The 26,046-nt window shown below is 40.4% G+C and carries 25 protein-coding genes, 1 tRNA gene and 1 pseudogene; 15 read left to right on the plus strand and 12 right to left on the minus strand.

Features of this window, described 5'->3' with window-relative positions:
* Positions 1-317: 317 nt before the first annotated feature.
* Positions 318-1,802, plus strand: a complete 1,485-nt coding sequence (gene putP / locus KZ793_RS05400) for a sodium/proline symporter PutP (protein WP_225814137.1) — start codon at positions 318-320, stop codon at positions 1,800-1,802.
* A gap of 77 nt (positions 1,803-1,879) precedes the next feature.
* Here putP and KZ793_RS05405 read toward each other — a convergent pair whose 3' ends face one another.
* The 3 genes from KZ793_RS05405 to cycA all read right to left on the minus strand — a co-directional run bounded on the left by KZ793_RS05405 (position 1,880) and on the right by cycA (position 4,763).
* Positions 1,880-2,092 carry a hypothetical protein gene (locus tag KZ793_RS05405; protein ID WP_225814354.1) on the minus strand — a complete coding sequence of 71 codons (213 nt, stop codon included), beginning with the start codon at positions 2,090-2,092 and terminating at the stop codon, positions 1,880-1,882.
* Between the two features lie 3 nt (positions 2,093-2,095).
* Positions 2,096-3,124, minus strand: coding sequence for an NAD(P)-dependent alcohol dehydrogenase (locus tag KZ793_RS05410; RefSeq protein WP_225814139.1), 1,029 nt, complete (start codon positions 3,122-3,124; stop codon positions 2,096-2,098).
* 232 nt (positions 3,125-3,356) lie between these two features.
* The gene (cycA, locus tag KZ793_RS05415) at positions 3,357-4,763 is read right to left on the minus strand and encodes a D-serine/D-alanine/glycine transporter (protein WP_118984301.1); all 1,407 of its coding nucleotides are present in this window, start codon (positions 4,761-4,763) and stop codon (positions 3,357-3,359) included.
* Between the two features lie 255 nt (positions 4,764-5,018).
* Here cycA and KZ793_RS05420 point away from each other — a divergent pair.
* Positions 5,019-5,094: transfer RNA gene (locus KZ793_RS05420), tRNA-Lys, on the plus strand.
* Between the two features lie 414 nt (positions 5,095-5,508).
* Here the strand turns inward: KZ793_RS05420 and KZ793_RS05425 are convergent.
* Both KZ793_RS05425 and dsdC read right to left on the minus strand, forming a co-directional pair.
* Complete coding sequence (locus tag KZ793_RS05425; RefSeq protein WP_225814142.1) at positions 5,509-6,063, minus strand: Ail/Lom family outer membrane beta-barrel protein; 555 nt, start codon at positions 6,061-6,063, stop codon at positions 5,509-5,511.
* 503 nt (positions 6,064-6,566) lie between these two features.
* Positions 6,567-7,505: a DNA-binding transcriptional regulator DsdC gene (gene dsdC, locus KZ793_RS05430; protein ID WP_225814144.1), complete on the minus strand. Its 939-nt coding sequence runs from the start codon at positions 7,503-7,505 to the stop codon at positions 6,567-6,569.
* A gap of 241 nt (positions 7,506-7,746) precedes the next feature.
* Between dsdC and dsdX the strand changes: the two genes are divergently transcribed.
* Both dsdX and KZ793_RS05440 read left to right on the plus strand, forming a co-directional pair.
* The gene (dsdX, locus tag KZ793_RS05435; RefSeq protein ID WP_225814146.1) at positions 7,747-9,084 is read left to right on the plus strand and encodes a D-serine transporter DsdX; all 1,338 of its coding nucleotides are present in this window, start codon (positions 7,747-7,749) and stop codon (positions 9,082-9,084) included.
* Between the two features lie 432 nt (positions 9,085-9,516).
* Complete coding sequence (locus KZ793_RS05440; RefSeq protein ID WP_225814148.1) at positions 9,517-10,848, plus strand: D-serine ammonia-lyase; 1,332 nt, start codon at positions 9,517-9,519, stop codon at positions 10,846-10,848.
* Between the two features lie 242 nt (positions 10,849-11,090).
* On the opposite strand, the gene KZ793_RS05445 is transcribed toward KZ793_RS05440, so the two are convergent.
* Entirely contained in the window at positions 11,091-12,812 is a 1,722-nt protein-coding gene (locus KZ793_RS05445) for a phospholipase D-like domain-containing protein (protein ID WP_225814149.1), read from the minus strand.
* 411 nt (positions 12,813-13,223) lie between these two features.
* On the opposite strand from KZ793_RS05445, the gene KZ793_RS05450 reads away from it, so the two are divergent.
* From KZ793_RS05450 to KZ793_RS05470, 5 genes are all read left to right on the plus strand, one after another.
* A complete protein-coding gene (locus KZ793_RS05450) occupies positions 13,224-13,460 on the plus strand; it encodes a TA system antitoxin ParD family protein (protein WP_118984295.1) in 237 nt (78 codons plus the stop codon).
* Positions 13,429-13,758, plus strand: a complete 330-nt coding sequence (locus KZ793_RS05455) for a type II toxin-antitoxin system RelE/ParE family toxin (RefSeq protein ID WP_225814150.1) — start codon at positions 13,429-13,431, stop codon at positions 13,756-13,758. Before KZ793_RS05450 ends, KZ793_RS05455 begins: the two co-directional genes overlap by 32 nt.
* A gap of 361 nt (positions 13,759-14,119) precedes the next feature.
* Positions 14,120-15,175: an alkene reductase gene (locus KZ793_RS05460; protein ID WP_225814151.1), complete on the plus strand. Its 1,056-nt coding sequence runs from the start codon at positions 14,120-14,122 to the stop codon at positions 15,173-15,175.
* A gap of 180 nt (positions 15,176-15,355) precedes the next feature.
* Entirely contained in the window at positions 15,356-15,757 is a 402-nt protein-coding gene (locus tag KZ793_RS05465; RefSeq protein WP_225814152.1) for a nuclear transport factor 2 family protein, read from the plus strand.
* Between the two features lie 205 nt (positions 15,758-15,962).
* Positions 15,963-16,436 (plus strand): Rrf2 family transcriptional regulator, encoded by a 474-nt coding sequence (locus tag KZ793_RS05470; protein WP_225814153.1) that lies wholly within the window; start codon positions 15,963-15,965, stop codon positions 16,434-16,436.
* A 62-nt stretch (positions 16,437-16,498) separates the two neighbouring features.
* Here the strand turns inward: KZ793_RS05470 and KZ793_RS05475 are convergent, their stop codons facing one another.
* Complete coding sequence (locus KZ793_RS05475; RefSeq protein WP_225814154.1) at positions 16,499-17,539, minus strand: LacI family DNA-binding transcriptional regulator; 1,041 nt, start codon at positions 17,537-17,539, stop codon at positions 16,499-16,501.
* A gap of 249 nt (positions 17,540-17,788) precedes the next feature.
* Between KZ793_RS05475 and KZ793_RS05480 the strand changes: the two genes are divergently transcribed.
* Genes KZ793_RS05480 through KZ793_RS05490 form a run of 3 tightly spaced genes read left to right on the plus strand, consistent with a single transcriptional unit; the run spans position 17,789 to position 19,819 of the window.
* On the plus strand, positions 17,789-18,232 hold the full coding sequence (locus KZ793_RS05480) for a PTS sugar transporter subunit IIA (RefSeq protein ID WP_225814155.1): 444 nt from the start codon (positions 17,789-17,791) through the stop codon (positions 18,230-18,232).
* A 29-nt stretch (positions 18,233-18,261) separates the two neighbouring features.
* Complete coding sequence (locus tag KZ793_RS05485) at positions 18,262-18,549, plus strand: PTS sugar transporter subunit IIB (RefSeq protein ID WP_225814156.1); 288 nt, start codon at positions 18,262-18,264, stop codon at positions 18,547-18,549.
* 13 nt (positions 18,550-18,562) lie between these two features.
* Positions 18,563-19,819 carry a PTS ascorbate transporter subunit IIC gene (locus KZ793_RS05490; protein WP_225814157.1) on the plus strand — a complete coding sequence of 419 codons (1,257 nt, stop codon included), beginning with the start codon at positions 18,563-18,565 and terminating at the stop codon, positions 19,817-19,819.
* A 318-nt stretch (positions 19,820-20,137) separates the two neighbouring features.
* Here KZ793_RS05490 and KZ793_RS05495 read toward each other — a convergent pair whose 3' ends face one another.
* The 4 genes and pseudogenes from KZ793_RS05495 to KZ793_RS05510 all read right to left on the minus strand — a co-directional run.
* Entirely contained in the window at positions 20,138-20,833 is a 696-nt protein-coding gene (locus tag KZ793_RS05495) for a helix-turn-helix transcriptional regulator (RefSeq protein WP_225814159.1), read from the minus strand.
* A 55-nt stretch (positions 20,834-20,888) separates the two neighbouring features.
* Positions 20,889-21,602, minus strand: a complete 714-nt coding sequence (locus tag KZ793_RS05500) for a helix-turn-helix transcriptional regulator (protein WP_225814160.1) — start codon at positions 21,600-21,602, stop codon at positions 20,889-20,891.
* A gap of 54 nt (positions 21,603-21,656) precedes the next feature.
* Positions 21,657-22,022, minus strand: coding sequence for a hypothetical protein (locus KZ793_RS05505; protein ID WP_225814162.1), 366 nt, complete (start codon positions 22,020-22,022; stop codon positions 21,657-21,659).
* A gap of 462 nt (positions 22,023-22,484) precedes the next feature.
* Positions 22,485-22,619, minus strand: a pseudogene (locus KZ793_RS05510) (MurR/RpiR family transcriptional regulator); the annotation flags it as partial.
* Between the two features lie 711 nt (positions 22,620-23,330).
* On the opposite strand from KZ793_RS05510, the gene KZ793_RS05515 reads away from it, so the two are divergent.
* Together KZ793_RS05515 and KZ793_RS05520 are read left to right on the plus strand one after the other, a co-directional pair.
* The gene (locus tag KZ793_RS05515; protein WP_225814164.1) at positions 23,331-23,489 is read left to right on the plus strand and encodes a hypothetical protein; all 159 of its coding nucleotides are present in this window, start codon (positions 23,331-23,333) and stop codon (positions 23,487-23,489) included.
* Positions 23,490-23,589: 100 nt separating this feature from the next.
* Positions 23,590-24,210 (plus strand): tyrosine-type DNA invertase, encoded by a 621-nt coding sequence (locus tag KZ793_RS05520; protein ID WP_225814166.1) that lies wholly within the window; start codon positions 23,590-23,592, stop codon positions 24,208-24,210.
* Between the two features lie 72 nt (positions 24,211-24,282).
* Here KZ793_RS05520 and KZ793_RS05525 read toward each other — a convergent pair whose 3' ends face one another.
* Positions 24,283-24,561 (minus strand): hypothetical protein, encoded by a 279-nt coding sequence (locus KZ793_RS05525; RefSeq protein WP_225814168.1) that lies wholly within the window; start codon positions 24,559-24,561, stop codon positions 24,283-24,285.
* 355 nt (positions 24,562-24,916) lie between these two features.
* On the opposite strand from KZ793_RS05525, the gene fruB reads away from it, so the two are divergent.
* Positions 24,917-26,044, plus strand: coding sequence for a fused PTS fructose transporter subunit IIA/HPr protein (gene fruB / locus KZ793_RS05530; RefSeq protein ID WP_225814170.1), 1,128 nt, complete (start codon positions 24,917-24,919; stop codon positions 26,042-26,044).
* Positions 26,045-26,046: the final 2 nt, after the last annotated feature.

Below are 26,046 nucleotides of genomic sequence, written 5' to 3' on the forward strand. Positions count from 1 at the left end.
TTGGTTTAACATTTTATAGCTAACATAGGGGTGTAACCCTGAAATGGTTAAAAAGTATAATTTTTAAATCAAATAAATGTGATTCAGTAAACGTTTTTTGTAAAAAGTGGCGTTAATTAGTTGTTAAATTACCTGATGCTAATCTAGGATTCACTGTAACTTTCTAATTGGTTACAAAAATAATTATTTCAATTTAGAATTATGGACCATTTTTAGGTGCAATCAGGTGCAACGTTCCTGAACCTGACAGGGAAAACTCTGTGTACCCGGGAGAACTGCGGATTTGCAAAACACAGATAACACTATGGAGAACTTGCATGACAGTAAATACACCAATGCTAATCACCTTTATTGTCTACATTACTGGAATGTTGTTGATAGGCTTTTTGGCTTATCGTTCAACTAAAAATTTTGATGACTATATCTTGGGGGGAAGGCGATTAGGTAGCGTGGTAACGGCTTTGTCCGCCGGTGCTTCGGATATGAGTGGCTGGTTATTAATGGGCTTACCTGGCGTGGTCTATTTTGCGGGGATTTCAGAAAGCTGGATAGCCATTGGACTTGCCTTGGGTGCTTATCTGAACTGGAAATTGGTGGCAGGCAGGCTACGGATCCAGACGGAAATCAATAATAATGCGCTAACATTGCCGGACTATTTCACCAGTCGTTTTGACGATAGCAGTAAAATCCTACGTATTATTTCTGCGCTGGTTATTCTGATCTTCTTCACTATCTATTGTGCTTCTGGCGTCGTTGCCGGAGGATTGTTATTTGAAAGTACGTTCGGTATCAGTTATCAGAAAGCCATGTGGCTCGGTGCGGCAGCAACAATTGCCTATACTTTCTTAGGCGGCTTTCTGGCGGTTAGTTGGACTGATACGGTTCAGGCTTCATTAATGATCTTTGCGCTTATCTTGACCCCGATTATCGTTATTTTCTCTGTGGGGGGTATTGATACCTCTATGGCTCTGATCGCAGCAAAAAGTCCGGCTTATATGGATATGTTTAAAGGGTTGAACTTTATTGCCATTATCTCGCTGTTGGGTTGGGGGTTAGGTTATTTTGGTCAACCACATATTCTCGCGCGTTTTATGGCGGCAGATTCCCATCATACTATCCGCAAAGCTCGTCGTATCAGTATGACCTGGATGGTGTTATGTTTGGCAGGCACAATTGCTGTCGGTTTCTTCGGTATTGCTTATTTTGAAATTCATCCTGAACTGTCTGGCCCGGTCACAGCCAACCGTGAGCGTATCTTTATGGAATTGGCGGTTGTACTGTTTAATCCGTGGGTAGCGGGCATTTTACTCTCTGCTATTCTGGCTGCGGTGATGAGTACCTTAAGCTGTCAGTTGCTGGTGTGTGCAAGTGCTTTGACGGAAGATCTTTATAAACCCTTTATCCGTAAATCTGCCAGCCAGAAAGAGTTGGTGTGGGTGGGGCGTTTCATGGTGTTGCTGGTGGCGGTCATCGCGATGGTGATAGCAACCAATCCGGACAATAAAGTACTGGCTCTGGTAAGTAATGCATGGGCTGGATTTGGTGCTGCGTTCGGCCCGGTCGTACTGATTTCTGTTATCTGGAAACGTATGACACGTAATGGCGCATTAGTGGGGATGTTGGTAGGGGCCGTCACGGTATTGGTGTGGATGAAATACCAGTGGTTTGCGTTGTATGAAATTATTCCTGGCTTTATCTTAGCTTCTATTGCGATCGTGATTGTGAGTCTGTTGGGTAAAGCGCCGAGCAGCGCAGCGCAACAGCGTTTTATTGATGCTGAGGTGCAATACAAAACTAAATGAGTTGAAATAAGGTCAATTGAAATAAACCGACAAACCTCGTTTAAAATAGCGAGGTTTGTTTTTTTCATCATGAGAAATTATTGATCATTTTTCCCGGTTTTGTCCCTGCTGCACGGGAGTCGCTTCCACATTAAAGATTTTTGGATGCCAGTGACTTTGAGTCGTTCACCAGGAGAATTATCGGCGAGCAATATCGTCATACCTTCACCCAATATATGCGTTTTTTGGCTATCGACAATAATGACCTTAGTACTTTGTGTACCGCAATCGATACCAGCATAGAGCGCCATGTGTTACTCCATTTCCAACATAATTTTGATATCTGTCGGGCGACCCTCCGCGGCTCGTTCGTAAGCTTTAACGCTGTCTTTAAATTTATAGGTTGCGGATAATAACGGGGTTACCTTGAGCTTGCCAGAGCTAAGTAAACGGATAGTACGAGGGTACATATTTGCGTAGCGGAAAATAGTTTTGAATGTGATCTCTTTAGCTTGAGCCGAGACAATATCAAGTGGCGTTGGATCGATGGGCATACCGACCAGAACAGCGATTCCTCCCGGTGCAATGTGCTCTGAAATAGTGGCAATGACTGATTTTGCTCCACTACATTCAAAGAGAGTATTGACGCCATTACCATTGGTTAATGCGTTAACTTTTTCAGCGAGTACTTTGCTATTAACCGGGTGGAGACCTGGATACTGTTTCGCAATTTCTAATTTTTCATCGAACACATCACAAATAATAACATCAGAACAACCACCGGCTAATGCTGCAAGTGCGGTAACAACTCCGATCGTGCCAGCGCCAACAACTAGTGCGATATCTCCGGGTTTAATTTCTGCTTTTGTGGCTGCTTGCATACCGATAGCTAAGGGTTCAACCATTGCACCTTCGGCAAAACTGACATTGTCAGGTAATTTGAACGTAAATGCTGCCGGGTGAATAACTCGTTCACGTAAGCAACCATCAATAGGGGGCGTTGCCCAGAAACGGACTTCTGGATCTAGGTTATAAATACCTGCCCGTGATTGTGGTGATTGCAGATTAGGAATTCCAGGTTCCATACAGACACGATCGCCACTTTTTAAGTGAGTCACATTTTTACCTACTGCTGTGATTACACCTGATGCTTCGTGCCCGAGGACCATCGGTTTTTCGACAACAAATGGCCCAATACGCCCGTATTGGTAATAATGCACGTCGCTGCCGCAAATCCCCACCGAGTGAATTTTTATCTCAACATCATTTTCACCCAGTATTTCGGGGGCTTCCCAATCTTGAATTGAAATCTGACCTGCTTTTTCTAATACTAATGCCTTCATATCACTTTCTCCTATAAGTTTAAAAAGTGGCTGCGAAGTTTACAGTAACGGCAGCCTGTTATTTGAATTGATCAATATTATTGATGTAATAAGGTGGGTGACCCTATTTTGTAAGAAAGATTTTCTTAACCAGTAGAGTAAGTGTAGCGGTAGTTCGGTGGCTTGCAGCAATAAAAAAGACCTGTAGAGTATTATTCCAACAGGTCATATAAATATTAAAAATTTAAATAGATTAGCTGTGCAAACGTGTTCTACGTTTTTTTACAATTTGAAAACCGATAATTAAAACCAGAAACCAAACAGGCGTGATGATTAATGCCTGACGGGTATCATCCCGTAAAGTGAGTAATATCAGAACAAATGCAAAAAATGCCAGACAGACCCATGACATGATAATACCCAATGGCATTTTATAGGTTGAAGCTTTATGTAATGCCGGGCGACGTTTCCGGTAAACCAAATATGAACATAGGATCATGCTCCAGATAAACATAAACAGAATGGCTGAAACGGTGGTTACCAGGGTAAATACATGCATAACATCAGGAATTAAATAAATCAGCACCACACCACAGGATAAACATAAACAGGTGAAGATTAACCCCGATGCAGGCACGGAACGGCGTGAAAGGCGACTGAATTGCTGTGGTGCATCACCTTCTTTTGCTAACCCAAATAGCATGCGGCTGGTGGAGAAAACACCGCTGTTTGCTGACGAGGCGGCAGAGGTTAATACCACAAAGTTCACGATACTGGCGGCGGCGGGTAAACCAATCAGAACAAACAGTTCAACAAAAGGGCTTTTGTCTGCAATGATTGAACGCCACGGTGTGACTGACATAATAATTATCAGCGCCAGCACGTAGAAGGTGATAATCCGAATCGGGATGGCATTAATGGCTCTGGGAAGCGATTTCATTGGATCTTTAGTTTCCGCGGCTGCCGTGCCTACTAATTCAATGCCCACAAAGGCAAATATAGCTATCTGAAATCCAGCAAAAAAACCACTTAACCCTGTGGGAAAGAATCCACCATCATTCCATATATTTGCCAGTGAAGCGGTATGACCGGCTGGAGATTGAAAATGCATGCCAATCAGAACAGCACCTGTCACGATTAAAGCGATAATGGCAACGATTTTTATCATGGCGAACCAGAATTCCATTTCCCCGAATAATTTCACTGTAGCCAGATTAAGGGACAGCAGTAGTGAAACGCAGAGTAGGGAAGTGAGCCATTGTGGAAAATCTGGTTGCCAATAGCCGATATAGGAAGTGATTGCGACTACATCGGCGATACCGGTAATGACCCAACAGAACCAGTAAGTCCAGCCGACGAAAAAACCTGCCCAGGGCCCGAGCAAATCGGCGGAGAAATCACTGAATGATTTATAATTGAGGTTCGAGAGCAGTAGTTCTCCCATTGCGCGCATTACGAAGAACAGCATGAAGCCGATAATCATATAAACGAATATGATCGAGGGTCCGGCGAGAGAGATTGTTTTCCCTGATCCCATAAACAGACCCGTGCCAATGGCACCACCGATCGCGATAAGTTGTATATGCCGGTTACTTAGATTGCGTTGTAGTTGTGTTTCCCCAGTTTTAGCGGAAAGCGAAGTGTGTATATTTTCTGCCATAGAATAGTGTCCAATATTTTTATTTTCTTAGGTAAATTGTTACGGCTCTTCAAGTAGCCTTATATTGACGGTGTTTGCAAAAAATATTGTGACACAGATGACTATCACAATAACAGTCTGATCTCACTTTAAAAACAAATTGGCTACAATTTAGCTTGTCAGTGCTGCTGGAATTGAATATGAATTATTCATTCAGAAAAAAATGGTCATAATATATTGACTATAACTTTGTATAGGTGAATAATTACTCACATTGGGTTGTTAGCTCAGTCGGCAGAGCAGTTGACTCTTAATCAATTGGCCCGGGGTTCGAGCCCCCGACAACCCACCAATCAAATGAATGAGTTGTAAATATTTCACTGGTAACTGATTCTTCTATGTAACTTATTCGTGCCATAATCATACCAAGTCTGATTTAATATTCTCTGTATGTTCTTAAGATGATTTAGTGATAAATACACATATCTTCTGAATCTCTTTTGTAGTGGTTATTTCTTGTTTTATATCGTTGATAGAAATAAAAATCAAAAATATTGTAACCAGAAATATATTTAAACTATTTACATTCAACATTTGGAAGTTATTTTTCTTTCATCCCTTTAATTTATTTCTATGATTTTTTCTGATAATGCTTACTGGATTTATTATAAATAGTCATGGCGATTTAATATTTCGAAAAACCACCAAGATTGTCAATTAAATAAAATATTCAACCTTGGTGATGATACATTGCTCGTTGATTAAGTTAGAAACGATAGCCGACAGTTATATTAAAACCGTTAGTAGATAAGTGATCTTTCTCGTTCCCGTCTTTAATACTAAAACGGCTGCCTTCATAACCGGCGGTAATTGAGGTGTTGGTTGTTGGATTGATAATAAAACCCGCTCCCCAACCTAAAGTGTTTTTGCTTGCTTCATCCTTTTCGATATCTCCAGTACTATAGTGAGTAGAAGATTTTGCATTAATCCTAGATAATCCCAGTTGACCATATAAGCTAATATAATCATTAACCCTATAGGTTGGGCCCGCCATTAGGGAATAGTATTTAATATCACTTTTTGAGTGATAATCCTCTGTTGTCTCTTTTTCATCTCCTTTAGCAAAGGTAAATGATGATAATAGCCCCCATTGATCATCAAGCTCATATCGGTAACTTAATATTGCGCCATTTAGCGCACTCGCATCTTGTGGTTTCACATAGACGTATCCGATTGAAGCTGTATGTTGTTCTGCTTGAGCAGGTAAAGTTATCGCAGATACAGAAAAGATAACTCCACAGCTTAATAATAATTTTTGCATTTCATTACACTCTATATACTTCTAAAATAAATGACTTTATACGCTTCATCTTTCAAGCTGCTGCTTTGTTGGCTACTTTCACTCACCCCAGTCACATAGTTATCTATGCTCCTGGGGATTCGTTCACTTGCCGCCGCGCTGCAACTCGAAATCTATTAGGTATATAACTCATTTAAACGATTTGCTTACCAGCAGTTTTGATGAATATCATAACTTACACCATTAGTATATATTTTTTGATTAAATTTAGATGTTATTTTCAAATAATTACATTATCACTAAATTTTTAAGGATAGAAATAGTGATAAAGAAAATCTAGTATTAAAATCATCGTGCATTAAAGGTAAAACGGTATTTGACGGTGGTAGGCAATATTTTCCTAGAGCCAATAAATGATGGGATTGAAAGTAGGGTAGAATCCGTTGTTAAATTCTGTGGCGACTAACTATCGCCACTTAAAATAGAGCAGGTTTGTTATATCCGCGTAATGGTTGGCTATATGTTTATTCGTTTATAGTTGATTTCAGCCATTGGATAAAGGCATTGACTTTCTCATTCTGTTGTTGAGGCAAGGTACAGGTATAGTAATATTGTTTACATAATACTTCAGTGTTGGGAAAAGGGGCGACTAATTCATTGTTTTCAATTTTTTCCCAAATCATATTTTTTCTTCCCATTGCAACACCCGCGTGGTGTATTGCGGCAACGGCAGCTAAATCGGAGCGATCAAAGACGATACACTTTTGTGATGGATCCAGTGTAATGTCAAAGTGTTCTGCCCAAGTATTCCACTCTTTGGTATCAGAATCGTAGCTCCATGCTTGTTTATCATGTAATAGCGTGCAGTATCGTAGATTATCAATATTTCCCATTAGATTATGTTTTTCGGCATACTGCGGGCTACAGACCGGGGTAATATACTCACTCATCAGATATTGATGTGATAACTCGTTGGATATAATATCATCAAAATAGATCGCAAGATCGATACCATAACCGCGGAAATTCACATTTTCGTTACCGACTAAGATGTTCAGGTTAATGGATGGATATCGCTGATTAAAATCAGCCAATTTAGGCACTAGCCAGCATTGAGTAAAGGTCGGACGGGAGTAAATAGTCAGGTTACCCGATAACTCTTGACTTTTTATTTCCAGAATTTCCTGATTTAGGTGTTCCAGCGTTGATTTAATTGTCCAAAATAAACGCTTTCCTTCACAAGTTAATTCAATTTTTCTGTGAAAACGTTGGAAAAGTTTGAATCCTAACTCTTGTTCCAGAGAACTGATTCGATGGCTGACCGCACTGGCAGTGATAGCTAATTCGTCAGCAGCCAGAACAAAAGAGCAGTGGCGAGCGGCTATCTCAAATGTATGCAGCTTTGATAACTGGCTTCCATTGAGTAACTTATTTACAACCATGAAATTATCATCTGTGTACATATTTATAGTGTTTCTAGTTCATCGACGACGGATAATATAACCGTATCATTAAGGCGGTATGTTTCAGATAGTTTTAGTGATTTAAATCGCAAATAAAGTGAAAATTTTGATCGGTATCACTGAATTGGCTCAATCTGATTCATGCATGACTATGTATTAATCATTTGTCAAAAATTGAATATTCATATTCAATAATGAAAATTCGTGTGATGAACAGAGGCTAACTGCGGGGAATGATTAAGTGGATTCACAACCTTGGGTGATTGGTACGTTACTCACAAGTATTGTGTTAATTGTATTTACGATAATTAAATTAAAAATTCACCCTTTTCTTGCGCTATTATTAGCCAGTTTTTATGTCGGTGCCTTAATGGGAATGGACCCTGTTGAAATGGTGAACGCCATTCAAGGGGGAATCGGGGATACGTTAGGTTTTTTGGCCGCAGTGATTGGTCTGGGGACCATTCTTGGTAAGATGATGGAGATATCCGGCGCGGCAGAGCGTATTGGTATCACATTGCAAAAATGCCGATGGCTGTCACCTGATATCATTATGGTACTGATTGGTCTGGTTTGTGGTATTACGCTGTTTGTTGAAGTCGGGGTAGTATTGTTAATTCCACTGGCGTTTTCTATTGCCAGGAAAACCAATACGTCACTGCTGAAATTAGCGATTCCATTATGTACAGCATTGATGGCGGTTCACTGTATTGTTCCTCCACACCCGGCTGCATTATTTGTGACGAATAAACTGGGTGCGGATATTGGCTCGGTGATTGTTTATGGGCTAATAGTGGGCCTGTTTGCAGCTTTGGTGGGGGGGCCATTATTTCAGAAACTTCTTGGTAGCCGTTTGCCTTTTAAATCGGTTCCGGCTGAATTTTCTGAAATTGCCGTGCGTAAAGAAGAGGATTTACCTTCTTTAGGCGTGACATTGTTTACCGTGTTATTGCCAATTGGGTTAATGTTGGTTAAAACGGCTGCTGAATTAAATATGGAAAAAGGCACCATGTTTTATACGGTGCTGGAATTTATTGGTAATCCTATTACAGCTATGTTCATTGCTGCGTTTGTTGCCTATTATACCTTGGGCATCAAGCAAAATATGGGAATGAGTACGCTGTTGACGAAAACAGAAGATTGTTTCTCTTCTATCGCCAATATTTTATTAATTATCGGCGCGGGTGGAGCATTTAATAGTATTTTAAAAGTCAGTGGCCTTAGTGAGTCGTTGGCCGTTGTTTTGTCGAGTCTGGATATGCATCCAATTCTTTTGGCTTGGTTGGTTGCCATTATTTTGCATGCGGCGGTTGGTTCAGCAACAGTCGCAATGATGGGGGCAACAGCGATTGTTTCGCCTATGTTGCCGTTATATCCAGATATTAGCCCTGAAATCATTACATTGGCTATTGGTTCTGGTGCTATCGGCTGTACTATTGTGACTGATTCACTGTTTTGGTTGGTTAAGCAATATTGCGGGGCAACGCTCAGTGAAACTTTTAAGTACTACACAACCGCAACATTTATTGCGTCTGTGGTTGCGTTGATTGGGACGTTTCTTCTTTCTACCATTGTGTAATGGCTACCATTGTGTAATGGAAAGAGGCAACAGCTCAGCTTGAAAAATAAGAATAAGAAGTGCGAAGTGTCAATACCAGGGAAGCCTATAAAGTAGGCAGCTTTTATAGCTAAAATAATAAACAAAATAAACATTAACGTAGTAATTGAAATAAGGGGAAGATAAAAATAAATAAAATATGATGTGCTGATATTGGTAAGAAGTTGTAGTAAACATAAAATATTGAATATAATAAAATTCTAATAATCAAAAAAGCAACAGTTGTTTTTATATACCTAATAGATTTCGAGTTGCAGCGAGGCGGCAAGTGAACGAATCCCCAGGAGCATAGATAACGATGTGACTGGGGCGAGTGAAAGCAGCCAACAAAGCAGCAGCTTGAAAGATGAAGGGTATATACCAGGGAAACACTCATATTGGGTTAACACATACATGAAAAGTACTGAAATTCAACAATTACTAAATGAACATCCGTTAGTAAAAAATTTAATGGAATTAGAGGAAATCTTTTGGTTTAACCCTTGTAATACCACCTTGAAAGAGGGATTACCTTTTGTCGGTTTGGGCGCTGATGATGTTGGGGATGCTGAAGCACGCCTGGATCGTTTTGCGCCTTATTTATGTAAAGCTTTCCCGGAAACAGCCGCCATGCATGGCATTATTGAATCAGAAATAGTGGCTATTCCTGCGATGCAGAAAACACTGGAACAACATTATGGTGTGGATATCACAGGGAGAATTTTGCTTAAAAAAGATAGCCACTTGCCAATTTCCGGTTCGATTAAAGCACGTGGTGGAATTTATGAAGTGTTAACTCACGCGGAAAAATTGGCATTACAGGCAGGTTTGCTTTCTGAAAACGATGATTATAGTAAATTGTTTTCGGAAGAGTTCAGGCAGTTCTTTAATCAATACAGCATTGCTGTAGGTTCTACCGGCAATTTGGGGCTGTCCATTGGTATTGTCAGTGCAAAACTGGGCTTTAATGTCAGCGTGCATATGTCTGCCGATGCTCGTGAATGGAAGAAGCAAAAACTACGTTCACATGGGGTCAATGTCGTGGAACATGAACTAGATTATGGGGTAGCTGTAGCCCGAGGGCGTAAAGAAGCCGAATCTGATCCTAACTGTTTCTTTATTGACGACGAAAACTCCCAAACATTGTTTCTGGGATATTCTGTTGCAGGTGGACGGGTAAAGACGCAGTTTGAGCAGATGAATATTGTGGTTGATGAAGATCACCCATTATTTGTTTATTTGCCGTGTGGCGTTGGTGGCGGTCCCGGTGGTGTTGCATTTGGATTGAAACTGGCTTTTGGCGATCATGTGCACTGCATTTTTGCTGAACCGACCCATTCTCCTAGTATGTTGTTGGGAGTATATACCGGTTTGCATGACAATATTTGTGTACAAGACATCGGGATAGACAATATCACTGCTGCTGATGGTCTTGCGGTAGGCAGGGCTTCCGGCTTTGTTGGGCGTGCGATGGAACGCTTGCTGGATGGATTTTATACTGTCCAAGATCAGGAAATGTATAATCTGTTGGGCTTACTGGATCGTGATGAAGGTATCCGGTTAGAGCCTTCGGCGTTAGTTGGGATGGCGGGTCCTGCTCGTGTGGGTGGAAACCTCGATTATCTGAATAATAAGAACCTTTCAGCAGAGAAGATGAAACAGGCTACGCATTTGGTTTGGGCAACCGGCGGTGGTATGGTGCCCGCTGATGAAATGACAAAATATCTGGCTACAGCGAAAATTTAATCGTAAACAATTTAACGGGCTTCAAACCCAGATTATTTGAAAATAAAAATGGTGTTTTTCACAGGGGCAATCGGGTTGCCAGTATCTGGTTTCTCAGGTTCAATGTCCCGCTGGTTTCCAGGCTATTACTGAAAAACGCTTTGATTTGGTTTTCTACCCTGAAAAATCATCTCCTTGATGCTTTTCAAGTTATATACCCGTCAAATGCTGGCGGGTATATATCAATACACTTGTTACTTACATCAAACATTTTTGTAATTAAATGAATGTGTTCCTGAGTATTTCCACAACGGTTCCCAGTAGGATTCTATGAAAGCTTTCACCGCATCTTCTCCCTCAATAAGATAGTTGAACTCTGAAAGATACCCCGGATAGAGATTATCAGAACCAACCACGTATAGTTCATCATCAATTATTGTTACTTTTGCATGATTGCCAGGAGCAGGGGGGACTTTGGGATATACCGGACCACTTGCTTTAATTAAGGATCGGAATGGGCGTCCTATAGCGCCTTCCTGTGGAGGTCTTTCAAAAAGAGACGGTTCTTTTAGCGTAGAAGTATAAGAACTTTCTTCCGCGGCTGGCCATTTGTATGTAGTACCTTCAATCGAAAGAGCTTCAGGGACTTTGTCTGTAAAGAAAAAAGGGGCAACTTCTATTCTTTTCAGTGCGGCTTGCCTGATTCCATGCGGATCTTCCAGCTGCTCATTGGTGTGCTCATCATGTGTCAAATAGTATTTAAATAATTCAAACGTTCTTCTGGCTCCAGAACCAAAAGAATATTGATCACCAGCAGCACCTGCTGCTGCATCAAGTGGCGATACAACAATTTGAACTTCCAGTTTGGGGTTGGCAAGTAATGCTTCGATCAACCATCGGCACACATGATGATCTCGCCATTGTTTTTTCCATGCACTGACGAGATCCTGTTGGGACATGCGAATTTTTCTCTTTGCATTCTTTATTATAAACTCTTTCATTATTTCAGAGCCTTTTTTGTAATCTGTTCGCATATCAGGCCCTGCCCAATATTTACCTACGGATAATATCCTGCTTGCTTTCTTATATTCTGGGTCCTTAGGTGGATTTTTTCGGCATTCTTCTTTTTTTCTGTTTATATATTCAGTAATGTGCCTTCTTTTTAATGGATCTTCTGGCTTTCCCACAATACCATTTGCATTAACCCATCTATTTTCATTTATATCAAAGAATTCTTTAGTTAAGAGATCTGTATCAGCCTTCCACATGTTATTTAAAAATAATTGTGAGCTTAATGATGCCGATCCTATCACTTTCACAGAGACATCATGAACTGGAGGGTAATTTTTAAATAAATCCATATTTAAATTATGGCCGCCGACAAATGACTCAATTCCATCAACTGCGATAATTTTTGTATGATTCCATGTCATTCTGGTATCAGCTTCTGGAAACATTTCCTCTGGCAGCACTTTCTTCTCTAATGATACTTTAAGTCCGTCTACTATCCTGTAAAACCGACCAATCCATATTTCAGGTATACACTCCCAATTATCTCTCCTTGCTTGAATTAATTTAATAATATCATCCTTCAATGCCAAATATTCAGGAGTACCTTCAAAGTATGAATCCACACCGTTTAACAAAGATGTCGGTGTTTGAGCGAATAAGAACCTTATCTGGGTTCTGTCCTTCCTGTTTATTTTTTTGGTAAATGCGCGATCAAGAGCTGATAGGATAACTTTTCTCCACTCTGCATCCGGGGCATTTAAGGAGGAAATATCACAGCGATAACGCATGTTTTCCAGAATGCTTACAATAGCATCTTCAAATTCTGCTTCTCTTTTAATTGCCTGGGGCATTATCTCTTTTCCAAAAGGAAACCCCCATATTTTTGGAGTATCAAATATTTTTACATAGTTGATTCCACTTGTTTTATGAAAGTAACCGTCCAGTTTTTTTTGTAAACCATCCAATAAATTCATATACATATCCTCCGGGTAACAATTTTTTTACATATCAACCAACAGCCTCCAGCATCAGGCAAGCTATACCCTTCATCTTTCAAGCTGCTGCTTTGTTGGCTGCTTTCACTCACCCCAGTCACATAGTTATCTATGCTCCTGGGGATTCGTTCACTTGCCGCCTCGCTGCAACTCGAAATCTATTAGGTATATTTATAATCATAACCAATTTTTGAGGAGGGGAGGTTAAAAAAGATAAAACTGGGCTTACGCATTTTCAAACGTAGGTTATTGCATCTATCTATTAAAGAATGTTTCAAGGCTGAGTATTGCTTGGCTTTTTAAATTGCATAATGCGACAAAATGTTGCATTTTATACACATGCGTTTTATATCGCATGTAGTATAAAATCCCAGAGGGGCAAACTAAACTATGGCTATCAGTATACGTTTGGATGATGATTTCGTGAATGATGTAAAAATTCATGCAGAAGCTTCAAGTAGAAGTGTACCTAAGCAAATCGAGCATTGGGCTAAGATTGGCCGTATTGCGGAGGATAACCCTGATTTGTCGTACTCTTTTATCCTGGATTCTTTACTGGCAAAAAGCGAAGTCAATAGCGGTAAGGTGTCGCGTTATGTCAGAAGGACAAAAAGATCCAAAGATTGATGTTTATGAAACAAGACGTTTCTCTAAAGCATTATCTAAGTTATCTGAGGATCTTCTTACGATAGTAGAAGATGAGATTGATAGAATAATTGATAACCCTGAAATCGGTGAGCAGAAGAAAGGTGATTTAAGTTTCCTTCGCGTTCATAAATTTCAGTTAAATAACCAGTTAACATTGCTTGGTTATTGTTGGGTTGAAGGGAAAATAGAGTTATACCTGCTGAACTTTGGCTCACATGGAAATTTTTATCAGGAACAAAAGCGACACAGAAAAGCGGATTTAAAACTCATTGGATAGGGGCTCTATCCATGAAAGAGCGTTTCAAGGCTGCGTATTGCGTAGCCTTTTTTATACCACTCATTCAACGAATCCCTATTCACTTAAATCAAAGATTACAAGCGGCCTATCTCGTTCTTAAACAAAGTCATTGTTGTGTCATAGCATTAATCTTGCAGATATCCTGACATCTGGTATCAGATCCCTCTTGTTTAATGTAACTGTGTAAGTTACATTAATTCATAGGAACGAATCGCCTGTTATTACAGGTTCGAGAGTGAGAAAAGTAGCCTACATTCCCTGACGGGTGTTGTTATCTGGTGATGTACCTATTGATGATTTGCAACGAAGTGCATTTATTAATCTAAATGAGAGAAAAAATATGCCTACACTTTTTGACCCAATTCGCATTGGTGATCTCGACTTGCCAAATCGCATCATTATGGCTCCTCTGACACGCAGCCGTGCAGTAGGAGAAGGGCGTGTCCCTAATACGCTGATGGCGGAGTACTATGTTCAGCGGGCTTCTGCCGGTTTGATTATCAGTGAAGCGACTTCAGTAACCCCACAGGGAGTTGGCTACGAGAATACGCCGGGTATTTGGTCGGATGAACAAGTTGCTGGTTGGCGGTTGGTTACGGATGCAGTGCATGCTGCCGGAGGGCGTATTTTTATACAGCTTTGGCATGTGGGGCGGATATCGGACCCTGCTTTCCTTAATGGAGAACGGCCTGTGGCGCCAAGTGCAATTGCGGCCGATGGTCATGTCAGCTTATTACGACCAAAACGTCCTTTCGTGGTTCCTCGAGCACTTGAGTCTGAGGAAATTCCTGGCATTGTCGAAGCATTCAGACGTGGAGCGGAAAATGCGAAAGCGGCAGGATTTGACGGAGTAGAAATACATGGCGCCAATGGATATTTGCTCGATCAATTCTTGCAAGATAATGCTAATCTGCGCACAGATCAGTACGGGGGTTCGGTAGAAAATCGGGCTCGGTTGCTGCTGGAGGTGACAGACGCTTGTATTTCAGTTTGGGGGGCATCGCGTGTCGGTATGCATTTGGCGCCACGTGGTGGACATTACTCTATGGCGGATTCTAATCCGGTGGTGACATTCGGATATGTAGCAGGTGAACTGGGTAAACGTGGTATTGCTTTTATCTTCTCGCGTGATGCCATCGTTGATGGTGACTTAAGTAAGGTGATAAAAGAGGCTTTTGGGTCAACCTATATTGCTAACGAGGAACTTACTAAAGCGAGTGCCGAGCAAGTTCTTGCTGACGACTGGGCTGATGCAGTGGCTTTTGGTCAATTGTTCATCTCTAATCCAGATTTACCTCACCGGTTTTTAGTTGAAGCACCATTTAATGAACAACAACCGGAAACTTTTATGGTTCCTGGTGCTATAGGCTATACTGATTATCCAGCGCTTACCTAGGTAAGGGGATATCTTACCCGCAATGGATAGCCTAACATGAAAGATATTCGAGTTATTTTCCGGGGATGTTAATTTAAAGCGCCAGTGGCGCTTTTTGTTGAACGTCCCAAGATATCCGGCCGGCTCATTTTATAAGAGCCGGTCATATTTCATTGCAGGATAATTTGAAGGAGAATGATAATGTCAGATTCATTAAATGTATCTATTGTTCGGCGTTTTTACGACGCTATGGGGGATGTTGATGTTCTTCGCCAGATCATGGCGAGTGATATTATTTGGGATGTTACCGAAGGATCTCGGTATGGTGGGGTTTATGAAGGAATTGAAGATGTATTAAATAATTTCTTTGTGCCATTTTTAAATGATATTGATGAGTTTGTTGTAGACAGTTCTGAATATTTTGAGTCAGATGATCATGTCATTATTCTGGGTAATTATTTAGGGCGGGTGAAGCGTGGCAAACGATTTATTTCTCGTTTCGTTCATATATGGACAGTGCGGGATGGGCGGTTAGTGAAATTACAACAAACTGCCGATACGCTTCAGATTGAGCGTGCTCATGCAGATTATTCCATTCGGTAGCATTGGTTATCATGCTTGTAACCTTAACTGAGCCAAATAATAGCATACGGTGGCAAAACGGGAGGAGTAGGAATGTTAATCAGACAAGTTAACATTCTGAATTTCATTTCTTGTTATGTGACGAAATTGGTGACACACTACACGGCCTTTTTGTTCATACTCTGCTATTCTTTCATAACATCCTTAAGGTATATAGGATCTTCCAGTGCCAACATCTACCCGTTTTGCTGTCGCTATTCATATTCTCACCGATATCGCGCTTCACCACGGACAAGCCGTGCGTTCTGAAGATATCGCAAAAAGTGTGAATACTAACCCGACTGTTGTTCGTCGGCTCTTAGGCGCCCTTGCGGAAGCTGGCCTGACGTATTCGCAAATGGGGCAGGGAGGGGGAGCATTACTCGCCCGGTCGTCGAAGCAAATCTCATTATTAGATATTTATCGTGCAGTTGAAGACCCTCTGTATTTTACATTGCACCGCTCTAAACCTAATCCCAAGTGTTATATTGGGCACAATATCACCCCAGTATTAGAAGATGAATTCTCGCGTGTTACCGGTGTGCTGGAAGCCGCCTTGGCTGAAACGACAGTGGCTGACATAGTAAATAGGGTTGAAGATTATGCGGGTTTTTCTTTTACGCCACATGGTCTAAGCCAGCAGGTAAAGCAGGTAAAATAGTTACCACGGTTGGCTATAGGCTTTAATCACAATTGATGTCTCGTCATGGTGTTTTTATTTTGTTAAGCACTTTGTCTAGGCTCGAATTTATATGAAAACAGGTGATATGGGTTGTTTTGATATTTTGTTTCATCTTCACCTTGTTGAGCGAGCAATTTTATCAGCAATTTTCCGGTGTCCCTGCCTATTTGGGGATAATCAATGCGAATTGATGTCAGTGTTGGCTGTGTGTGGTCACAGTTATCTGAACCTTCCAGACAAGCAACAGCCAAATCAGTGGGTATCTTAAGCAGACGCCGCTGACATTCAAACATGACACCTAGGGCAATGACTTCATGACTGCAAATCACACCTTCCAGTTCAGGTTGACGTAATAACATCTCAGTCATTGCCTGGCGACCAAATTGCATGCTAGCAGTATCCGAGGTCGTGATACTTTGGTCAGCATTCTGATAGTGATGCAGCATGGCTTTATGCCAGCCATTAATTTGCTGATTGCGTAAACGGCTGTCCATTTGGGCGCTAATATAACCGATATGTTTGCGGCCATTATTCAACATATGTTCAGTCAACGTATAGGCAGCCGCGGAAAAATCGGTTTCTATATTAATAGTCGTCTGCTGTTGATGAGAGCCCGCAACATTAATAATGGGAATATTGATATGAGAAATGTTACTGTAGGTTTTATCCGCCAATTGCGAACCGAAAATCACCAGTGCTACTGCATTGCTTTGCAGTAATGTCATGATAATTTCAGCTTCTTTATGATGGTCATATTCATGACATCCAAGCAAAACTTGAAAGGCATGTTTATTCAGCACTTGTTGCAGTGACTGTATAAATGTAGCGCTGGCTTTATCTGTCAATGAAGGCACAAGCACCGCGATAATATTACTTTGGCCCGAAGCAAGTACGCCGGCAGCACCATTTGGGATATATCCCAATTCTTGTATAGCTTGTTCAATTTTTTCTCGTAATTTATCCGATACCATTTCTGGTGTTCTCAATGCGCGTGAAACTGTCATTGAACCGACACCGGCATACTTAGCAACATCTTGTAATGTTACTCGCCCTGTATTACGGCGTTTTCGTGTCTTTTTCATCAAAATATTTTTCTATTTTTTTAATTAACGGCTATAAATTTGACGATGGGATTCTACCTGATCTCAGGCAAGTCGTGGGAAAAAACCATGATGTACTTTCGCTTTCTGGTGAATTAATCAAATAACAAATGATAGCGCTATCACAATTATGAATTACCATCATAGATAGCGCTATCATTTGTGACTAATATCACTAGCAGAAGAGAGAAGGTAGATAGAGCGGAATGAGATTTTAATTAGGGGAGATTGATGCTAAAGACGTTACTCACCCAAGATGTGATCCAAGTGATATCGGGTGTTAAAAATTGGCGCGAAGCGATCGCGATTGCTTGTCAGCCTTTGGTGGAAAATGGCGCCATTTCTTCTTGTTATATTGATGCTATTTATCGTTCGCATGAGGCAATTGGTCCCTATTATGTTGTCGGCCCAGGAATTGCTATGCCACATGCCAGACCGGAAGAAGGGGTCAACAAATTAGCTTTAGCGTTAACTGTGATTAGCAAAGGAGTGGAGTTTGGTTCTGAAGAAAATGATCCGGTTAACTTGTTGATTGTCTTAGCAGCAACTGACAGCAACAGCCATATCGAAGTGATCGCTCAACTTGCCGAACTATTTGATAATCAAAAAGATGTTGCATTACTGATGAGTGCCAAAAGTAAAGAAGAGATTCTTGCCGTGATTAACAAGTATTAAGTCGTTATTTTTTGCTATGGGGAAATTGTATGAAAATCACTGTCGTTTGCGGACATGGGTTAGGTACCAGCTTGATGATGGAAATGAGCATCAAAAATATTCTGAAAGAGATGGGAATCGATGCTAGTGTTGATCATGTCGATCTGGGGTCAGCAAAAGCAACTCAAAGCGACATTTTTGTCGGTACTAAAGATATTGCAGAACAACTGGTTGTTCAGGCAGTCGATGGCAAAATTGTTTCGCTGGACAATATGGTGGATAAATCGGCAATGAAAGTACGTCTGTCCGTGGCATTAGTTGAACTTGGTGCACTGTAACCGGGAGGTCGCCATGGAATTTTTTCATTTTCTGATGAGTGATGTCCTGTCAGAACCTGCGATTTTGGTTGGGTTTATCGCGCTTGTTGGTTTGATCATGCAAAGGAAACCGGTGACTGAATGTATCAAAGGTACCATAAAAACCATTATGGGTTTTGTGATCTTGGGTGCCGGTGCTGGATTAATCGTCTCTTCACTGGGGGGTTTTGCTGAAATTTTCCAACACGCTTTTGGTATTCAGGGAGTCGTACCAAACAACGAAGCAATTGTTTCCATTGCGCAAAAGAGTTTTGGTAAAGAAATGGCAATGATCATGTTCTTTGCTATGGTGATCAATATTTTGATTGCACGTTTTACCCCGTGGAAATTTATCTTTCTGACTGGGCATCACACATTATTTATGTCCATGATGGTCGCGGTGATTCTGGCAACAGCAGGGATCAAAGGCTCGATGCTAGTGGCTATTGGTTCTGTGGTTGTTGGCGTTGCTATGGTTTTCTTCCCGGCGATTGCTCATCCATATATGAAGAAAGTAACAGGCTCTGACGACGTTGCCATTGGGCATTTTTCCTCGCTCTCCTATGTTCTATCTGGTTTTATTGGCAGCAAACTAGGAAATAAGGCCCACTCAACCGAAGAGATGAATGTTCCGAAAAGCTTGCTGTTTCTGCGTGATACACCGGTTGCCATCTCTTTTACGATGGCGATTATTTTCATGATCAGTTGCTTATTCGCTGGCGGTGATTTTGTTAGAGAAGTCAGTGGTGGGAAAAATGGATTTATGTTCTCGCTAATGCAATCTATTACCTTTGCCGCGGGTGTATACATTATTCTGCAAGGTGTGAGAATGGTAATTGCAGAAATCGTTCCCGCGTTTAAAGGAATTTCTGACAAACTGGTACCCAATGCTAAACCTGCGTTAGATTGCCCGGTTGTCTTCCCTTATGCTCCTAATGCCGTATTGGTAGGGTTCTTGAGCAGTTTTGTGGCTGGTGTTATCGGTATGTTTGTACTGTATGCACTAGGTATGACGGTCATTATTCCCGGCGTTGTGCCACACTTTTTTGTTGGTGCGGCGGCCGGGGTTTTTGGTAATGCGACCGGGGGGCGTAGAGGCGCTATTATCGGGGCTTTTGCTCAGGGCTTTCTGATCACCTTCTTACCGGTATTTCTGTTACCCGTTTTGGGGGATATCGGTATTGCCAACACGACATTCAGTGATGCTGACTTTGGCGCATTGGGCATTCTGTTAGGTATTATTGTTCGTTGATTGTGGAGTATCTGGATCTTGGCATTGAAACAGGGTTATAAACACCCTGTCTCTTGCCAAAATGTTGATGTAAACCATTCGACCATGATAAAGCACCAGTCGGTGCTCAGGGAAATCTCTTGGTTTCATCGTTTTTATATAAAGTCTTCAACAGAAATAGAAAAGTAAATTTTCAAAAAAATGATTATTTAGTCACGTTTTTAGCCCTTTATTTTGATTTATCAAATTGTTATCCATATATTAGTTAGGGAAAATTTAAGCAAAATTCAGGTTAATTAAACAGGTCAGAGAGAAATATGTAATCATGAAATCGATTATTTATAGCAAAATATGGCCTATAGATTGAAGGTATTTGGGGTGAATATAAAGATCATAACTATTCTCTTTGCAAAGTGTTCTTAACTCAATTGCTGAGCTAACTGATAATTTCTCATAGATACTTTCGAAATATTTTTCCACAGTGCGATATGAAATTTTCATTTCATCAGCTATATATCTATTATTAACGCCCCGGCAGAATAAAAAAATGATTATCCATTCTTTCTCTTTTAATATATTGTTAGGTTGTTGAAATCGAATTGATATAGGAATATTGTTCTCCATGTAATGAGATACAGTAAAATTATGTATTTCTCTTGCGTGAGCAATTATGCCAATACACTGTTTATTTTCATCCATTAACGGATATTTATCACAGAAATAGGATGTAGCTTGTTCATTTTTTGCTTGAGGGTAAGTGCTAAGAGATGATATTCGTTGCATACCCTGTAACACCTTATGATCATGTTCCTCAAAAAGATGAGAAAATTGATTAACTGGCGAAGGTAATTCTTTATCGGTATACCCAATAATATTAAAATTTTCAGGTAGCTTATTAGCTTTAATAAACATTTTATTTGCATAAATAAAGCGGAACTCCTTATCTTTTACAAACCACGGTTCTGAGCTTTTATCCCACATATTAGTTAATTGAGGAGTAATAAAAGGGACTTTTTTACATCCTGATTGACTCATATTTGACCTTTATAACATTATTACCCTATAAAAAATTTGAATAAATAGACGATATTTATAAGTAAGACAATAAGAACCTTTTTGGTGCATAGAGATCAAAACTATTTAGTCGGCAATATTCCTCCAATTGTGCGTCTGAGTTAACTTTCAATTTATTATAAATCTTTCTTATATATTCCTCTATGGTTTTATCTGAAATTTTGAGTAATTGACAGATTTGTGTCCTACTATATTTTTGCAGAAAAAGAAAGACAATTTCCCATTCCTGTTCAGTAAGAAGATGAGTTGGCGATTGAAACATAATAGAAGCAGGTAGTTTACTGTGAAATAGCCGAGTCAGTGAATTATCCTGAACTTTCCAGGAATGGAGAAGAATACCGATGCATTCACCTTTATCATCATGGAGTGGAAATTTTTCTTGGAAATAAGATGATAAAACTTTATCTCGTCCAAATACATGCGTCTCTAATGATAAAATACTTTCTCTATTTTTTATTACCTGCAAATCATGTGTAATAAAATCTTTGGCAGATTTATTGCCACTCCAGGGAATATCACTATCATATTTACCTTCATAATCATAGTTGGCATTTATATTTTGGAGTTTAATTAATGCATCATTACCATAGAGAAAACAGGAAGACTTATCTTTTATTCCCCACGGTTCATTGCTGACTTCCAAGGTATTGATTATTTGTAGTGAAGTAGTCGAATTTTTTCTAGTCATATTTATGTAATATTTTGATTTAGGAAAACATATACCCTTCATCTTTCAAGCTGCTGCTTTGTTGGCTGCTTTCACTCACCCCAGTCACATAGTTATCTATGCTCCTGGGGATTCATTCACTTGCCGCCTCGCTGCAACTCGAAATCTATTAGGTATAATGCTTTCTTGTTGTAAAAATTTTTCTGGTGTGTTGAGAGCAAAATATTTTGCTTTATTTGCATGAAAGAGAGTATCAATAAAATACCGTGAATCCTCATATTCTGCAATAGGTGAGGGTAATTCATTTGTTGAAAGTTCGGTAATATCAGAACTTTCAGATAAATTGAGTCGTTGGTAAAAAACCGGATTGGCATAGATAAATTTTGGCTGGCAATATTTAGCTCTCCAAAGATCATGGCTTTTTTCCCACATGTAAACTAATTGCGGAGTGATATTATTCTGTTTATTTGTTATATTTAACATGGCAACTCCTTAATGAGTATTTAAATCATTATCTGAAGAGTTTTTCTACTTATTTCATTTAAAATAACCTGATTATATAACAAATTGCAATAATTAATTTATAGAAAAATAGAATTTATCGATTTTTACCTATATCTGTTAATTGAATAGTTTATTATTCTATGTAAAAATACCTTTATGTGAGAAAATCTATACCTAATAGATTTCGAGTTGCAGCGAGGCGGCAAGTGAATGAATCCCCAGGAGCATAGATAACTATGTGACTGGGGTGAGTGAAAGCAGCCAACAAAGCAGCCAACAAAGCAGCAGCTTGAAAGATGAAGGGTATAAACATTAATATTGTTTAATGCTAAAATTATTTAGATAGTTTTATGCAGGTTTGATTTAATACTTAACATCTCTTCCTGTGTTTTTATTTTCCTTGGCTGTCGAGATCATATTGTATGGTTTGTACTCAATGAATTAAGACGTTGCCTGTAATAATAGTAAATCGATGAGCATGATCAGATTAGACTCGAATGAAGTTATTTCGTTGATTTCTGCATCGAAATAAATTGCCTCGTCATACAGTGCAAAGTGCACATCAGCCGTATTTGCCTGTGGAGGAAGGGTGCATTTGGGCCGTCCGTTGAAGCAGGAACCAGACACTGAGCGATCAGCAGTTACCCACTAACGGGAATCCCCTTCCTGAGTCACGAAGTGTGAAGGTGGGGGAGGATGATTCTTTTCATTAAATTTCTGTTCCTTGCGATGGATATTATTTGATTATATAAAACTAAAGATACAGATTAATAATAGCAGCACAGGAAGGTAAGATGACACTTATCCGATTGTTTTAAATAACAAATAACAGGAAAAGTAACATGTAAATTTTAAACATGTGAATACACCCGCAAACCAATTTTGTTTCAAATGATTGGCGGAGGAGGGCAATAATGAGTCATAATATTGAGGTTTAAAAAATTTATAAAAGGCATCATTGATGACGGCATGGATAAAATCTGGTAATGGCTTGGAAAGCTGAATATTATATCTAGCTGATATACCGGATCATTCTGCATAAAGGATCGTCTACTCGTGTTACCAGTTTGTTAAATTTGCTGCTTGCCGGTCTCTCTGGCAAAGATAGAGAGATTAAATGTTTATCGGAAGCTGGCAAACATTGCTGCATCAACACCCTTCCTTAGTGATTTGAACCAGAAATCAATCTGATTGACATGCCCTTTTGTTAAAATAGTTATTGGGCCTATCGCAGCGATTTTTGTTGGTAATTCTAGCCAAAAAGCCTTGTTTGGCGGGGTCGGTTAATTGAATCACTATTTTTCTTTTGACCTTGTGATGGTAAGAATAGGGGGGATTACCGGAGAACAGACATTGAATATCTATCCATTACGCGGCTTGAGCATAGATCAAGTACAGAAACAGGAGTTTATACAGTCATCTGCCGCTATTCCGGCGCAGGTTTAATTACTATGGGGGATTTAGGGTTGGTTCCGGGTCTTAATCAGTTACAGATAACGCAGTGTGTTACATGCGTTGAAATAAAGAATATTTGGGATAGACCATAATGGGTCAACGAAGACATCTAACGCAATACGAAGTGGAAAGAATGCTGGAAATGGCGAAAAAGAGCTCCAATGGGGAGCGCGACTATTGTCTGGTATACATGAGTTTTGTTCATGGCTTACGTGTTAGTGAAGCCAGGTATTTACGGTTATCTGATCTGGATTTGGAAGATGGAAGTTTGTACATCCGGCGTTTAAAAGGTGGATTTTGTACTAATCACCCTCTTTTGGGTTATGAAATCCAGGCGATCAGGGAGTGGCTTAAAGTCCGTAAAACCTTTAAAGGGGCAGAAAGTGATTGGTTGTTTCTGTCACGTACTGGGAGACCGCTGACGCGCCAGCGCATTTATCAACTTGTTAGTCAATTAGGGCGATTGGCTAATATTGCCGTAGATTCGCATCCACATATGTTGCGCCATGCTTGCGGTTTTGCCCTTGCGGATAGGGGGATAGATACTCGGTTAATACAAGATTATCTTGGGCACAGCAATATTCGCCATACTGTGCGGTATACTGCCAGTAATGCAGAGCGTTTCCACGGTGTTTGGGGTGTAAAAAGGAACCGGGATCGAGAATTACACTTTGATTATGTCCCAAAGGAAAATGCTTGTTCAATTGAATAAGCGATTCTGATGTATGCGCCTGTTAAGGCGCATATATAAAAGCTATCTTAAACAGTGTGACTTTTAATATTTTCATACGGATAGTTTCTTACCATGGTCGTAGTACTGTAGGGCTAGTTTATCTTTTTCTTGTTGGCTTAACTGATTAAACAACGTATTTTGCTGCTCACCTGCATGAGTGAAAGCTTTCTCTGTTTCTTGGTCCAACTCAGGCACTAAATAGAGCTTAGTGGTATTATTTAATATCTCTTTGGCACTCAATCTGGTTATCAGCAATATATTACTGGCGGCAATCAGCCATTCCGGACGAACACTGGCTTTAAAAAAATAAACAACCTTACCGTGATGCAAATAGATTTCTTTACTCGCTATCGCCTGTTTAATTGTCTGATATGACTTAATTTTTGTTCATAATGGCACAATAATCTGTACCTGTATCAATTTGGGAAGGTTGATGAATGGCAAGCGAGTTATTGGTTTACCAAATCCCTTAAACCGGAGGTAGGCAACAGACGATGGCAGGAAAAATGTGAGTAATCTCAAAAAATTGCGATTTTATTTCACATAAGTATTGAATAAAAATTAGTCATATCCCACACTCATTGAAACGTTTCAGTTTTTTATCTCTTTTCTTTTTATTGGACCTAATGCTTTTTTTCTCTGCGTAAACTGAAACGATTCTATTTTCGGTAATAGGGAGAAAATGATGTTCCAGTTGGCTCTGCAAAATATCCATACTGGTGCAATTGCGACCAGTAAAGAGGATGCCATTCGCCAGGTGGCGGCCATGCTAGCCGCGAATGGTAACGTCGGTGATACCTATGTTGACGGCATGTTGCAACGTGAAAAGCAAATTTCCACCTACCTTGGCAACGGTATCGCCATGCCTCATGGCACGCTAGATACCCGTGATCTGGTACTAAAAACCGATGTACAGGTATTTCATTTCTCACAGGGTGTTGAATGGGATCAGGGAGCGATGTGTTATGTGGTTATTGGTATTGCCGCGCGTTCCGATGAGCATTTGGCACTACTGCGTCAGTTAACACACCTACTGAGTGATGATCGTATCGCCGAACAGCTAAAAACTATTGAGTCAGCACAGTCACTGCATAGCTTGCTAATGGGAGAAGTTCAGCAGGCTGAATTTAAATTCGATACTAGCCTGATTACGTTAGATGTTAATGCTCGCGATCTGATGACACTACAGGCATTGAATGCCGGGCGGTTACAGCAAGCGGGGGCAGTGGATACGACCTTTGTCAGCAAAGTGATTAACAGTAACCCACTGGATCTTGGGCAGGGCATTTGGCTCAGTGATAGTCCCGACGGTAACTTAACCAGCGCTGTGGCAGTGAGCCGATTATTCACGCGGGATAACGAACCGGTAGTGATGTTGCTGACTGTTGCGGTTGCCGACGACCAGCCGCTACATGTATTGCATCACCTAAGTAACTTGTTATTAGCACAAAAAGCGGAATGTTTGCTGAAAGCTGATGCGCCGACAGTGCTGGCATTACTGACCAGTGGCGTACTGGCGCAGAGCACAATATCCAGCGGAGAATTTGTCCTGTGTAACGAACATGGCTTACATACTCGCCCTGGTGCTGTGTTGGTTAATGTGATCCGGCAATTTTCCAGTGGAATTACCATCATTAATCTTGATGGTACCGGTCAACCGATAAGCGGTCGTAGTCTGATGAAAATCATGGCATTGGGCGCTAAAAAAGGCCATCGGCTTCACGTTACTGCCAATGGTGATGATGCGCAGCAGGCGATAGCGGCCATTGGTGAAGCGATTACTTCTGGTTTGGGGGAGGGGCCGCGTGAGTAGCA

It is taken from the genome of Photorhabdus antumapuensis, from assembly GCF_020387775.1.
Lineage (GTDB): Bacteria > Pseudomonadota > Gammaproteobacteria > Enterobacterales > Enterobacteriaceae > Photorhabdus > Photorhabdus antumapuensis.

Coding starts and splice junctions, on each gene's coding strand:
- putP (WP_225814137.1), top strand. CDS start 318: ATGACAGTAAATACACCAATGCTAATCACCTTTATTGTCTACATTACT.
- KZ793_RS05405 (WP_225814354.1), bottom strand. CDS start 2,092: ATGGCGCTCTATGCTGGTATCGATTGCGGTACACAAAGTACTAAGGTC.
- KZ793_RS05410 (WP_225814139.1), bottom strand. CDS start 3,124: ATGAAGGCATTAGTATTAGAAAAAGCAGGTCAGATTTCAATTCAAGAT.
- cycA (WP_118984301.1), bottom strand. CDS start 4,763: ATGGCAGAAAATATACACACTTCGCTTTCCGCTAAAACTGGGGAAACA.
- KZ793_RS05425 (WP_225814142.1), bottom strand. CDS start 6,063: ATGCAAAAATTATTATTAAGCTGTGGAGTTATCTTTTCTGTATCTGCG.
- dsdC (WP_225814144.1), bottom strand. CDS start 7,505: ATGTACACAGATGATAATTTCATGGTTGTAAATAAGTTACTCAATGGA.
- KZ793_RS05440 (WP_225814148.1), top strand. CDS start 9,517: ATGAAAAGTACTGAAATTCAACAATTACTAAATGAACATCCGTTAGTA.
- KZ793_RS05445 (WP_225814149.1), bottom strand. CDS start 12,812: ATGAATTTATTGGATGGTTTACAAAAAAAACTGGACGGTTACTTTCAT.
- KZ793_RS05450 (WP_118984295.1), top strand. CDS start 13,224: ATGGCTATCAGTATACGTTTGGATGATGATTTCGTGAATGATGTAAAA.
- KZ793_RS05455 (WP_225814150.1), top strand. CDS start 13,429: ATGTCAGAAGGACAAAAAGATCCAAAGATTGATGTTTATGAAACAAGA.
- KZ793_RS05460 (WP_225814151.1), top strand. CDS start 14,120: ATGCCTACACTTTTTGACCCAATTCGCATTGGTGATCTCGACTTGCCA.
- KZ793_RS05465 (WP_225814152.1), top strand. CDS start 15,356: ATGTCAGATTCATTAAATGTATCTATTGTTCGGCGTTTTTACGACGCT.
- KZ793_RS05475 (WP_225814154.1), bottom strand. CDS start 17,539: ATGAAAAAGACACGAAAACGCCGTAATACAGGGCGAGTAACATTACAA.
- KZ793_RS05480 (WP_225814155.1), top strand. CDS start 17,789: ATGCTAAAGACGTTACTCACCCAAGATGTGATCCAAGTGATATCGGGT.
- KZ793_RS05485 (WP_225814156.1), top strand. CDS start 18,262: ATGAAAATCACTGTCGTTTGCGGACATGGGTTAGGTACCAGCTTGATG.
- KZ793_RS05490 (WP_225814157.1), top strand. CDS start 18,563: ATGGAATTTTTTCATTTTCTGATGAGTGATGTCCTGTCAGAACCTGCG.
- KZ793_RS05495 (WP_225814159.1), bottom strand. CDS start 20,833: ATGAGTCAATCAGGATGTAAAAAAGTCCCTTTTATTACTCCTCAATTA.
- KZ793_RS05500 (WP_225814160.1), bottom strand. CDS start 21,602: ATGAAGGGTATATGTTTTCCTAAATCAAAATATTACATAAATATGACT.
- KZ793_RS05505 (WP_225814162.1), bottom strand. CDS start 22,022: ATGTTAAATATAACAAATAAACAGAATAATATCACTCCGCAATTAGTT.
- KZ793_RS05520 (WP_225814166.1), top strand. CDS start 23,590: ATGGGTCAACGAAGACATCTAACGCAATACGAAGTGGAAAGAATGCTG.
- fruB (WP_225814170.1), top strand. CDS start 24,917: ATGTTCCAGTTGGCTCTGCAAAATATCCATACTGGTGCAATTGCGACC.